The 12,048-nt window shown below is 72.5% G+C and carries 10 protein-coding genes; 9 read left to right on the top strand and 1 reads right to left on the bottom strand.

Annotated features, from left to right (window positions below):
• Window positions 1–275 precede the first annotated feature (275 nt).
• The 9 genes from FRCN3DRAFT_RS0241305 (at window position 276) to FRCN3DRAFT_RS0241265 (ending at window position 10,801) form a co-directional block, all read left to right on the top strand.
• Entirely contained in the window at window positions 276–1,709 is a 1,434-nt protein-coding gene (locus tag FRCN3DRAFT_RS0241305) for an amidohydrolase family protein (protein ID WP_007515581.1), read from the top strand.
• A gap of 43 nt (window positions 1,710–1,752) precedes the next feature.
• A complete protein-coding gene (locus FRCN3DRAFT_RS0241300) occupies window positions 1,753–2,838 on the top strand; it encodes a TauD/TfdA family dioxygenase (protein WP_007515583.1) in 1,086 nt (361 codons plus the stop codon).
• Between the two features lie 54 nt (window positions 2,839–2,892).
• Window positions 2,893–3,594, top strand: a complete 702-nt coding sequence (locus FRCN3DRAFT_RS48915) for a flavin reductase family protein (RefSeq protein ID WP_007515584.1) — start codon at window positions 2,893–2,895, stop codon at window positions 3,592–3,594.
• Between the two features lie 254 nt (window positions 3,595–3,848).
• Entirely contained in the window at window positions 3,849–4,934 is a 1,086-nt protein-coding gene (locus FRCN3DRAFT_RS0241290; RefSeq protein WP_007515585.1) for a BMP family ABC transporter substrate-binding protein, read from the top strand.
• A 112-nt stretch (window positions 4,935–5,046) separates the two neighbouring features.
• Window positions 5,047–6,918: an ABC transporter ATP-binding protein gene (locus FRCN3DRAFT_RS0241285; RefSeq protein ID WP_007515586.1), complete on the top strand. Its 1,872-nt coding sequence runs from the start codon at window positions 5,047–5,049 to the stop codon at window positions 6,916–6,918.
• A complete protein-coding gene (locus FRCN3DRAFT_RS48910) occupies window positions 6,915–8,168 on the top strand; it encodes an ABC transporter permease (RefSeq protein WP_007515587.1) in 1,254 nt (417 codons plus the stop codon). The genes FRCN3DRAFT_RS0241285 and FRCN3DRAFT_RS48910 overlap by 4 nt, the downstream gene beginning before the upstream one ends.
• Before the next feature lie 112 nt (window positions 8,169–8,280).
• Window positions 8,281–9,192: an ABC transporter permease gene (locus FRCN3DRAFT_RS0241275; RefSeq protein WP_007515588.1), complete on the top strand. Its 912-nt coding sequence runs from the start codon at window positions 8,281–8,283 to the stop codon at window positions 9,190–9,192.
• Window positions 9,193–9,319: 127 nt separating this feature from the next.
• Window positions 9,320–9,823, top strand: coding sequence for an AAA family ATPase (locus FRCN3DRAFT_RS48905; RefSeq protein ID WP_051467522.1), 504 nt, complete (start codon window positions 9,320–9,322; stop codon window positions 9,821–9,823).
• 147 nt (window positions 9,824–9,970) lie between these two features.
• On the top strand, window positions 9,971–10,801 hold the full coding sequence (locus FRCN3DRAFT_RS0241265) for a hypothetical protein (protein WP_232794415.1): 831 nt from the start codon (window positions 9,971–9,973) through the stop codon (window positions 10,799–10,801).
• A gap of 36 nt (window positions 10,802–10,837) precedes the next feature.
• Here FRCN3DRAFT_RS0241265 and FRCN3DRAFT_RS0241260 read toward each other — a convergent pair whose 3' ends face one another.
• The gene (locus tag FRCN3DRAFT_RS0241260) at window positions 10,838–11,941 is read right to left on the bottom strand and encodes an enoyl-CoA hydratase (protein WP_007515591.1); all 1,104 of its coding nucleotides are present in this window, start codon (window positions 11,939–11,941) and stop codon (window positions 10,838–10,840) included.
• Between the last annotated feature and the right edge of the window lie 107 nt (window positions 11,942–12,048).

Raw genomic sequence — 12,048 nt, 5'->3', positions numbered from 1 at the left:
GATTCTCCCAGCGTGCGGGCAACCACGACGTCGCCCCAGTGGCCGCACAAGCCGAACGCACTGCGGCGGTGCGTTGGGCCACCTGGCCCCGCACGTGCCACCGGCGGCGAGCAATCGGCCATCGGCCGTGAACGCCATGGACCGTTCCTGAGCGCAGTGCCGCGCCGGCTATGAGCATCGCCACCCCGGGTGTCCGGCCGGTTGCGAGCGTGCTGGCGCGGCCTTGTGGCGCGAGCACATAGGGGCTCGCGCGAGTGGTTTCTAGCATCCGGCCTATGACAGCCGAGCCGACCAGGCCGAGTGCGCGGACCCGGGGCGCTGACCTGCTCGTCGTGGGCGGGGACGTCGTGACGATGGACGCGGGGCGGCGGGTCGTCGCGGGCGGGGCGGTCGCGGTGCGCGGGACCACGATCGCGATGGTGGGGCCGGCCGCCGCGGTCAGGGCGGCGTTCCCCGGGACGCCGGAGCTGGACGCCACGGGGTGCGTCGTCACCCCGGGAATGGTGGACGCGCACCAGCACACCACCGGGGACCCGCTGGCGCGCAGCGCGATCCCGGACGACATCGACTCCCGGGCGTCGATCTTCCAGTGGGCGGTGCCGCTGCACGCCGCGCACGAGGCCGAGGACGACGAGGTCTCGGCGCTGCTGACCGCGGTCGAGGCGCTGCGGGCAGGGGTGACGACGATCGTCGAGCCGGGCACCGTCGCGCATCCGCTGACGGTCGGCGCGGCGCTGCGGCGGGCGGGGATCCGAGCGACGCTCGGCACCTGGGGCTGGGACGTCCCGGACGTGCCGTTCTCGCTGCCGACGGGCGAGGCGCTCGCCCGCCAGGCCGACGTGATCCGTGCGTTCCCGCCCGCCGGTGCGGGCGGGGATGGGCTGGTCACCGGTTGGGTGACGCTCGTCGGGCACTACCTGGCCAGCGACGAGCTGCTCGTCGGGGCCGCCCAGCTCGCCGAGGAGTTGGACACCGGCTTCACGATGCACCTGGCGCCCAGCGTCGACGACCGGCACGCCTACGCCGAGCGCAGTAGGCGCGGGCCGGCCGAGCACCTGGCCGAGCTCGGCGTCCTCGGGCCGCGGCTGTTGCTCGGCCACGCCGTCTGGATGTCCGAACGCGAGATCGCGACGCTCGCCGAGACGGGCACGGCCGTCGCCTGCTGCCCGTGGGCCTACCTGCGCCTCGGCCAGGGCCTGACCAGGGCCGGGCGGCACGTGCCGTTCCTGCGGTCCGGCGGGCGGCTCGCGCTCGGCTGCGACGCGCACAACGCGGGCGACAGGGTCGACGTGCTGGGCGCCGCCCGGCTGCTCGCCGGCCTGTCCCAGGACGCGCCGGTCGAGGGCGTGCCGTCGCTGCGCGCGCATGAGGCGTTCGAGGTGGCGACCGTCGGCGGCGCGGAGGCGATCGGGCTCGGCGAGGTGACCGGCGCCCTCGTCGAGGGCAGGCAGGCCGATCTCGTGGTCTTCCGCACCGACGACCCGGCCTGGGTACCGCTCGGCGACCATGCCCGCCAGCTCGTCTGGAACGCGCCGACCCACACCGTTCGGGACGTGCTCGTCGCCGGCCGACCGGTCGTCCGCGACGGCCATGTGACCACCGTCGACGAGGGTGAGCTGTGGGCGTGGGCGCGTGAGCGCTCCGCGTCCCTGCTCTCCCGCGCCGGCATCGAGATCCCCCGCTCCTGGCCGCTCGCCGCCGGCGAGTAGCCGTTGTGCCCAGACCCTCGCCCGTAGAAGGGATGGCCGGCCCATGAACACCACGACCTCGCCGACGTTGGAACCGGTCAGGGGGCCGTTCGTCTGGCGCGGCGACGAGCTGTCCGGGACCGACGAGTGGATCTTCCACCTGGGCGACGAGCAGGTCGCCGAACTGGAGGAGGCCGGGCGCCGGTTCGTCGCCGACGACCCGGACCTGCGGTTCGTCACCGCCACGGAGTACCCGCTGCCGGTCTGCGCCGAGGCGATCCGCGCGTTCGGCGCCGATCTGGACTCCGGCCGTGGCTTCGTGCTGATCCGCGGCCTGCGGATGGAGGAGTACGACGACACCCTGGCCGCCGCGATCTTCTACCTCGTCGCGCTGCACCTAGGCGAGCCGATGCGGCAGAACCTGCTCGGCGACGTCCTCGACCACATCGTCGGCGTCTCGGACAAGAAGTACACCGAGGGCGGCCTGCCGTCGCGTACCCGGGACAAGCTGCCGTTCCACTCCGACAGCTCGGACGCCGTCGCGCTGATGTGCCTGCGCCCGCCGGCCGCCGGCGGCCTGTCCAGCCTGGTCAGCGGTGCGACGGTCTTCAACGAGGTGCTCGCCCGCCGCCCCGACCTCGCGCCGCTGCTGCTCGAGCCGTGGCACTACGACTGGCGCCGCCAGGACCCGAACGCCCCGGCCGACACCTACACCTCGCCGATCGTCAGCTGGACCCGCGGCACGTTCAGCATGTACGCCGGCGCCGACATGATCGAGTCGGCGCACCGTTACCCGGGCGTTCCGCCGCTCACCGGGGCGCGGAAGGAACTGCTGGCGCTCGTCGACGAGATCACCTACGAGCCCGGGATCGCCCTGGACATGGACTTCCAGCCCGGCGACATCCAGTGGCTGCTGAACTACGCCGCGCTGCACTCGCGGACCGAGTTCGTCAACGGCCCCGACCGGGCGCGCCAACGTCACCTGCTGCGGATCTGGCTGCGCCGCAACGTCGACCGGCCGCTGGTACCCCGGTTCGGCAAGCACGTCGTCGTCGCCGCGCCGGACGCCCGCCAGGTCGGCCCGGGCGACGACACCGGCCGCTTCCGCATCGCCGCCGCCGCCACCATCCGCGAGCGCTGGGGCGACTGAGGTCGCAGGGCACACCAGAGGGAGCCGCGGGCACACCGGAGGGAAAGGAGACGCATGCCTGTCATCGACCTTGCTGATCGGAGTCCGGCGCAGCGGCAGGGGATCCTGTCGCAGCTGGTGGTGCCGCGGCCGATCGCGGTGATCTCGACGATGTCGGCGGACGGCGCCGTCAACGTCGCGCCCTACAGCTACTACATGCCGGTCTGCGGCCTGCCGCCGACGGTCGCGATCACCATGGGCACCCGCCGGGAGGCGACGCCGGAGCCGAAGGACACGTTCACGAATCTCGTCGCCAGTGGCGAGTTCGTCATCAACGTCGCCACCGCGCCGCTCGCCGAGCACCTCGAGACGATCGCCCGCGAGTACCCGGCCGGGGTGAACGAGGCCGCCCTCGTCGGCTGGAGGCTCAAGCCGTCGCAGCGGGTCGCGCCGCCGTCGCTCGCGGACAGCCCGGCGCAGCTGGAGTGCCGGGTCCGCGAGATCATCGACCGGGGCGACCCCGATGAGCCGTTCGCCGGCATCCACATCGTGCTCGCCGAGGTGATCTGCGTCGTCGTCGACGATGAACTGCTCACCGAGCCGAACCGGATCGATCCGGCGAAAATCTCCGCCGTCGGCCGGATGGGCTTTCCCTGGTTCGTGGTCGCCCAGCCCGAGACCATGATTGAGCTTGACCGGATCCCCTACGACCCGTCCGAGCAGATCCCGCCCGCGGCGCGGGTGCCGGCGGCTCGCTCGGAGATTGCCGGCATGTAGCGGTCGGGACAGGTCCGTGTAACGAACCGGGGGGCGGCCGGGACCGCCCGGAACGGTTGGTGCCGAAGGCACATGGGAGCGCGACGCGCGCTCGTCTAGCCTTCAGGTCAGTAAGGGGGCCCGCCCCGGACCCTCAGGGCGGGTCGCGCCTGCTGGCCGGTTCGTCCACTGGCCGGCGGAGACGGCCTTACAACGTCGTAGGCCGCGACATAACGATCTTTCACCAGCTCTTTCGCGGAAGGTACGACTACGACGTGACTGTTAGGTCTCTGCGCCCACGCGCCGCCGCTCTCGCCGCCGGGGCCGCCGCCCTGTCGATGCTCCTGGTCTCCGCCTGTGGCGACAACTCGGCCGACACCACCACGACCACGGCCAGCGGTACCCCGGCCGCGGCGAAGCAGCCCGACGTGAACGGCGACGGCAAGGTCGTCATCGGCATCCTCAGCCCCGGCGACACCAACGACAACGGCTACTACGAGAGCTTCGTCGCCTCCGCCAAGACCTTCGCCGACGACAAGGGCTGGAAGGTCATCACCCAGGACAAGCTCAACCCGGCGGACGCGGTGAGCGCGGCCCGCAACATGTGCCGGCAGAACGTCGACCTGGTCGCCGTCGGCGCGAGCGAGCTGAAGGACGCGATCCCGGTCGCCGCCGAGCCGGCCTGCGCCAAGACCAACTGGTACGTGGCCGCCGGTCAGGGCGTCGAGCAGACCCAGTACATCTCGACCTCGTCGGACGACGCCAACGAGAGCCTGCTCGCCGCCGGCTACGCCGCGGGCCTGCTGATGAAGGACAAGGGCGCGACCAAGGCCGGCTACGTCACCGGCCCCGAGCTGGACTTCTCCGTCGTCGCCTACAAGGCCTTCAAGGCCGGCGTCCGGATGGTCATCCCGAACGCGGACGTCGTCGCCACCTACACCGGCGACTTCGACGACTCCGCGAAGGGCCAGGAGGCCGCGCTCGCTCAGATCAACCAGGGCGTGCAGATGCTCTACCCGTACCTCGGCGGGGCGACCGACGCGGCCGCCAAGGTCGCGACCGAGCATGGCGTGCCCTCGCTCACCCCGGGCACCGACCGGTGCGGCGACACCACGGCCGACTTCGCCGTATCGGTGATCTTCAGCCCGGGTGACTACTTCACGGCCGCCCTCCAGTCCTTCGCCGCGGGCGACCTGAAGATGGGTGAGACCCGCAAATGGCGCATGGGCAAGGACGCCGTGCCGACCGTGAAGCTCTGCAAGGGCACCGACGCGCAGAACAAGGCCGTCGCGGACTTCATCGCCAAGGTCGGCTCGGGTGAGATCGTCCCGGCTGACGAGGTTGCCAAGCTCGCCAGCTGAGGACCGCCGAGGAGCGCTCGCTGGGACTGCCGAGCCGTGCTGGCTGGGACGGCCGAGGAGCGCTCGCTGAGAAGGCCGAGCCGCGCTCGCTGAGAACGGAGCGGAACCGACGATGACACAGACCCCGCGGGCCCCCCTGGCCTTCTCGATCGGCGGACCCGACCGGGGAGGCTCCTCGGGAGCCTCGCCGGCCGCGGCCACCGTCCCGGCCATCGAGCTGCGGGGCATCACCAAGCGGTACGGCCAGGTCATCGCCTGCGACGGCGTCGACCTGGCCGTCCGGCGCGGGGAGATCCACGGGCTGCTCGGCGAGAACGGCGCCGGCAAGTCCACCCTGATGAAGGTGCTGTCCGGGCTGGTCCGCCCGGACAGCGGGGTGATCCTGCGCGACGGCGTGCCGGTGGACGTGGCCGACCCGCACGTCGCCGCCGGGATCGGTGTCGGCATGGTCCACCAGCACTTCAGCCTGGTCGGCGCGCTCACCGTCTGGGAGAACGTCGTCCTCGGCGACGGCCGCGACGGCGGCCCCGCCGCCGCCGGGGCGAACGAGCCGCGCGGCGCCGGTTGGCTCGCCGGCCTGCGCGGGCGGCGCGGCCGGCTGCGCCGTGACGAGGCCTGCGCGGACGTCGTCCGCGTCGGCGAGCGCTACGGCATCACCGTCGACCCGCTGGCCCGGGTCGACTCGCTGTCCGCCGGGCAGCGCCAGCGTGTCGAGATCATCAAGTGCCTTCGCCGGGACCCGGACGTGATCGTGCTCGACGAACCGACGTCGGTGCTCTCGCTGGCCGAGTCCCGCGACCTGTTCGCCGTCCTGCGCCGTGCCGTCACCGGCGACGGCGCGACGCGGGACGGTACCGACGACGACGCCCCGGCGAAGGGGGTCGTGCTGATCAGCCACAAACTGGCGGAGATCCTCGGCGCCACCGACCGGGTCACCGTGCTGCGCCGCGGCAGGGTCGTCGCCCGCCGGGCGACCGCCGGCACGGACGCGGCCACGCTGGCCCGCGAGATGGTCGGCCGGGAGGTCTCGCTCGGCGAGGAGGCCGCCGCCCTTGGCCTGACTCCGGTCACGCCGGGAACGGGCGTGCCCGGCGTGACCGGTGCCGAGGTCCCCGCTGGAGAGAACACGGCTGCCGAGGTCGTCGCCGCCGTAGCCGGTAGGGCTGACCTGGCTCGGGACGGGGCGGCGGTGCTCGAGCTGGACACCGTCACCGTGAGCGCGCCCACCGGGGCGCCGCCGCTGGACGGCTTCACCCTCGGCGTGCGTGCCGGGGAGATCGTCGGGCTGTACGGCGTCGAGGGCAACGGGCAGTTCGCGCTCGGCGACGTGCTCGCCGGCCTGGTCGTGCCCGACCGTGGCGAGGTGCGGGTCGCCGGCAGGACCGTCGACCTGCGCAGGCCCGGCGCGCTGCACGCCGCCGGCGTCGGCGTGATCTCCGAGGACAGGCACCGCTCCGGCGTCGTGCTGGACATGAGCGTCGCCGAGAACCTGGTGATGACCGACCTCGGGCCCGTCAGTGGCAGGTTGCTGATCAGCCGGCGCCGACAGCTGCGGCACGCCGCCCAGCTCGCCGAACGGTTCGAGATCTCCTGCCCGTCGCTGGACGCGCCGCTGCGCACCCTGTCCGGCGGCAACCAGCAGCGGGTGGTGCTCGCCCGCGAGCTCGCGGGCCGGCCGGCGGTGCTGGTCGCCGCCCAGCCGACCCGCGGCCTGGACGTCGGCGCGATCGAGGGGATGTACGCCGAGCTGCGGGCCGCGGCGGCCCGCGGGGTGGCGGTGCTGCTCGTGTCGACCGAACTTGAGGAGGTCATGGCCTTGTCGCACCGGATCGCGGTGATCTCGGCCGGCCGGGTGATCGGCGAGCTTGCCCCCGAGGAGGCCGACGCCGAACGACTCGGCCTGCTCGTCGGCGGCGCGGCCGGTCCCGCCCCTTCGCCCGGCCTCGCCTCAGCCGGCGCGACGACGAGAGGTGGTGAGCGGTGAGCACCCAGACGCCGTCCCACACCAAGGACTCGGCCGGATCGGCCGGGTCGACCGGGTCGACCAGGCCGGCCGGCCTCGCCCGCTCCGGCGGCCCGCTGGGCTCCGTCGACCGCGCGGCCAGGGCGCTGCTCGCGCCAACCCGGTCCGGCAGCCCGCCACTCGCCGTCGCGGTGGTCACCGTCCTCACCGTCGCCGCCGCGCTCGGCATCACCGCCGGTCTGGTCGCGATCGTCGGTGGGACGCCCGGTGAGGTGTTCTCCTCGATGCTCGACGGCAGTGTCGGCAGCCCGGGCGCGTTCAGCCAGACACTGCTGGAGGCCACGCCGCTGCTGCTCGTCGCCGTCGGTTCCTGCATCAGCAGCCGCGCGGGCGTGTTCAACATCGGCCAGGAGGGTCAGCTACTGATCGGCGCCTCGCTCGGCGCCTACGTCGGCCTGCGCACCCAGGGGCCGCCGGCGCTGGTGCTGACCCTGACGCTCGTCTGCTCGGCGCTCGGCGGCGCGCTGTGGGCCGCGATCCCCGCGGTGATGCGCTACCGGCGCGGCGTCGACGTCGTCGTCAGCACCCTGCTCATGATCTTCCTCGCGGAGCAGCTGGTCAGTTTCGTCGTCAGCAAGCCCTGGCTGCTGCAGGAGACCCGCGTCGCCGGGCAGGTGGTCGCGCCGCAGTCCAACGCGCTCGCCCCGTCGTTCCGGCTGCCCGCCATCGGGGACTACCCGGGCCTGACGATCAGTCTCGGCGCCTTCCTCGCGCTAGGTCTCGCGATCGTCGTGGCGGTGCTGCTCGCCCGCGGCCGCTGGGGCTTCAGGCTGCGGATGCTCGGCCACAACCCCCTCGCCGCCCGCCACGCCGGCGTGCGCGAGGCCACCTTCGGCGGGCTGGCTCTCGTGCTCTCCGGCGCGTTCTCCGGGCTGGCCGGCGGGGTGGTGCTCACCGGCGAGGTCTACCGGCTGCAGCCGGGGATGTCGGACAACTACGGCTGGGACGGCCTGCTGGTCGCGCTGGTCGCCAGGGACAACCCGATCGCCGCGGTCGTCACCGCGCTGGTGTTCGGCGCGCTGCGCTCCGGCGGCGGCGTGCTCGCCTCCACCGGCGTGCCGGCATACCTGATCGACATCACCCAGGCGCTGCTGGTGTTCGCCTTCGTACTGCCGCCGGCGCTGCTGGCCCTGTGGCGGTCGGCCACCGACCGCCGCCGCCATGCCGCCGCCACCTCCGCCCAGGCCGCGCCGTCCGGGGTCGCCGCGTGAACGGCGAGCGCGGCTCGCCCGGCGCATGCGGCGTGCGCGACGCCTGTGGCGCGATCCACGGCGAACGAAGCGACGGGGGCGACGGGGGCGACGGGGGAGAGGAGCAGCGGCGATGATCCTGGATGACGGCGCGACGATCCTGTCGAGCGCGATCCGGCTGGCCGCGCCGCTGGGGTTCGCGGCCTGCGGCGAGTACCTGGCCGAGCGGGCCGGGACGATGAACATCTCCATCGAAGGGATGATGATCACCGGCGCGTTCACCGCGGTGGCGACCGCGTCGGCGACCGGCTCGGCGACGCTCGGGCTGCTGGCCGGGGCCATCGCCGGCCTCGTCCTCGGCGCGATCCACGGCACCGCGTCGCACCGGCTCGCGGTGAACACCTTCGTCGTCGGGCTGACCCTCAACGTGCTGGCGCTCGGCGCGACCAGCTTCTTCAACGAGAGCATGGACCTCACCGGCCACCAGGTCGCCCAGGTCAGCATCCCGGTCCTGCGCGACATCCCGCTCATCGGCGAGCCGCTGTTCGTCCAGCGCTGGCCGGTGTACCTGCTGCTCGGGCTCGTCCCGCTGACCTGGTACCTCGTCGAGCGGACCAGATGGGGCCTGGAGCTGCGCGCCGTCGGCGAGAACCCGCAGGGCGCCGACGTCACCGGCATCCGGGTCAACATCCGGCGCCGGCAGGCGCTGCTCTGGTGCGGCCTGTTCTCCGGGCTCGGCGGGGCGCACCTGGCCGTTGGCGCGGTCGGCTCGTTCAACGACAACATGACGGCGGGCCGCGGCTACCTGGTGATCGCCGCGGTCATCTTCGGCGCCTGGCGGCTGCGCGGCACGATCCTCGGCGTCGTCCTGTTCGGACTCGCCGACGCGATGCGCCTCGCCCTGCCCGCCGTCGGCCTGAAGCTGAACAGCCAGCTGCTGATCGCCGCGCCCTACCTGCTGGCGCTCGCCGCGATGGTCCTGGTCGTCCGCCGCACCCGCCAGCCCGCCGCCCTCGGCAAACCCTTCACCCGCGGCATCGTCTGACACGGCGGCAGCTCAATCTTTGCTGGTCTTCCGCTTGAAGGACGGGCCCTGCCGCGCGGCCCGCCCCCACCATGTGGGGGCGGCCACCGCGCGCCTACTGGTATTTCAGGTCCCTACAGTTCTTGCCGTGGCAAGGGTGTTGGTGACGGGAATGTCGGGCGTGGGGAAGAGCACGGTTTTGCGCGAGCTTCATCGCCGCGGACACCTGACGGTGGACACCGACTACGGCGGCTGGGAGCTACCCGACGGCAAGTGGGATGAACGACGTCTGGCCAGGCTGCTGGCCGAGCATTTGGATCTTGTCGTCTCGGGCTGCGTGGAGAACCAGGGACGGTTCTACGACCGCTTCGAGCACGTCGTTCTCCTCAGCGCTCCGGTTCACGTACTCATCGACAGGGTGCGGCTGCGAACGAACAACCCCTATGGCAAGACCGTCGAACAGCAGGACGAGATCATCTACTACGCCCGTACGGTCGAACCGCGGCTGCGGAAGGGATCGACCCTGGAGCTGGACGGGCAACGGCCCGCGGCCGAACTCGCCGACGCCATCGAACTCCTCATGACGCGAGCGCCCTCGGCCCGGCCGGGGCCACGCGGTGGCCGCGGTGGCCGTGACGGGTTCGCTGGGTAGCCCCGGCCGGGCCGAGGCGGTGGCGTGGGGGCTGTCGAACCCGACAGGGGGACTGTCTGACCCGACAGGTATTGTCGCGGTATGCCCACGAACGAGCACGAGACGCCACTGGACCTGGTCCGTCTCGATCCGTCCCTGCCTGCCTGGGTGCAGACCGAGGTGTTCGGCGACGTCGCGCCCGCCTTCGACCACGCGGAGCTCGTCGACCCGAACGTCCGTCCGAGCACCTACCAGAGCGACGCGATGGTGGTCTTCCGCGACAAGAGCAACAAGGCTGTGCACGCTCTCGTCTACGAGATCCAACGCGGTCGGGACGTTGTCAAGCTGGCCACTTGGAAGATCTACGTCGGCCAGCTGGAGGCCAGGTTCAAGGTCCAGGCCCCGTTGCTGGTCCTCGTACCTGACCGCGCTACCGCCGCCTGGTACGGGGACAAGATTGCTGGTCAGACGAGCAGCGGCGCCCTGCCGGTTCCGCGGTTCTTCACGCCGGCCGACCTGCCGCGAGTCGTGAGAGAGGAGGCTGCGGTGGCCCACCCCGCGAGGACGCTGTTCGCGGACCTGTGCAACCTCGATGTGGACGCCAAGAACGTCGACGAGATGTTCCCCGCCATGCTGGCGGCGCTCGCCCAGCTGGACCCCGCCAAGTGGCTTTTCTACGATGATGAGATCAAGGGCCGCCTCTCTGAGGCTGCCCAGAAGCGATGGGAGACCTTCCTCATGACCACCGCCATCGGTCGGAGGTACCGGACCCGCGTCTACAACGAGATCGACGCGACGGCCGAGGCTCGAGGTCGGGTCGAGGGTCGGGTCGAGGGTGTGGCGCGGGCGACGCTGGCGCTGCTTGAGAAGCGTGGCGTTGCGGTGCCCGCGGAGATCCAGGACCGTATCTTGGCCTGCACCGACACGGAGCAAGCCGACCTGTGGTTCGACCGCGCGTTCACCGCGGCGACCGCGGAGGACGTCGTCCGGGGCGAATGATCCGGCGCGTCTCCGCGGATGGCGGGGGCGGGACGGTCAGGTGCCGGATTCGCTGGCGCGGCGGGCGTCGCGCATGGAGCGGGCATCCTGGCCGGCGAGGGAGTCGGCGCCGACCTCGGCGTTGTGGGCGTGGGCCAGGTGGTGCAGGCCGAAGACGGAGTCCATGCCGGTCTGCAGTCCCATCAGGTCCTCGGCCTGGTTGACGGCCTTCTTGGTGAGGGCGAGGCCGAGACGCGGCATGGTGGCGATCCGCTCGGCGATCGACGTCACGTCGGCGGCCAGCTCGGCGCGTGGGACCACCCGGTTGACCATGCCCAGCGCAAGGGCCCGCTGGGCGTCGAACCGTTCGCCGAGGAACAGGAACTCCTTGGCGGCCCGCGGGCCCATCACCCATGGGTGGGCGAAGTACTCGACGCCGGGAATGCCCATCCGCACCACGGGGTCGGCGAAGAACGCGTCGTCCGAGGCGACGATCAGGTCGCAGACCCAGGCGAGCATCAGCCCGCCGGCGATACAGGCGCCGTGGACCTGGGCGATCACCGGCTTCGGCAGCTCCCGCCACCGCCGGCACATCCCCAGGTAGACCTCCTGCTCCCGGGCGAACCGGCTCTGGGCACCGCTCTCACCGACGTGGTCCCACCACAGGCCCGCGCGTCGGTCGAACGACCGGTCGATGTCGCGCCCCGGCGTCCCGATGTCGTGACCGGCGCTGAAATGCCTGCCCGCGCCCGCCAGGATGATCACCTTGACGGCCGGGTCGGCCGCCGCCCGGTAGAAGGCGTCGTCGAGCGCGTAGGTCATCTTCGAGTTCTGCGCGTTGCGGAACTCCGGCCGGTTCATCGTGACCCGCGCGATCGCGCCGTCCACCTCGTAGAGCACCACCGGTACCTCGGTGGCAGTGACGACGGCCGCGTCGGGCTCCGGCTCGCTCCTCGCCCCGGCATCGGCCCCGGCAGCTGGCGTGGGCGCGGCGGGGTCGAGGGCGGGGGCCGTGGCCTGCTCGGTGCGCGCCGGCTGGCTCTGCGCGCCGATGCCCGCGACCCGGGTGGCGTCCGCGGCCTGCGCCAGCGCCGTCGTGTCGGCGACCGTGGCCACAGGGGGGAGATCCGGCGCCGCCGGCCGGAAGGTCCGCTCGGTCATCGCGATCTCCTTCGCTCGCGCGGCTCGCCGTGCCCGGGGCCGCGCCACCTTGGTGATGAGTGTGGTTCACCGCGTCGCCCGCCATCGGGGAAACGGGACAGGTTCCA

This window comes from Pseudofrankia saprophytica (genome assembly GCF_000235425.2).
Lineage (GTDB): Bacteria > Actinomycetota > Actinomycetes > Frankiales > Frankiaceae > Pseudofrankia > Pseudofrankia saprophytica.
Note: the sequence above shows the minus strand (reverse complement) of the source record. Positions and strands in the feature narration are given on the sequence as shown.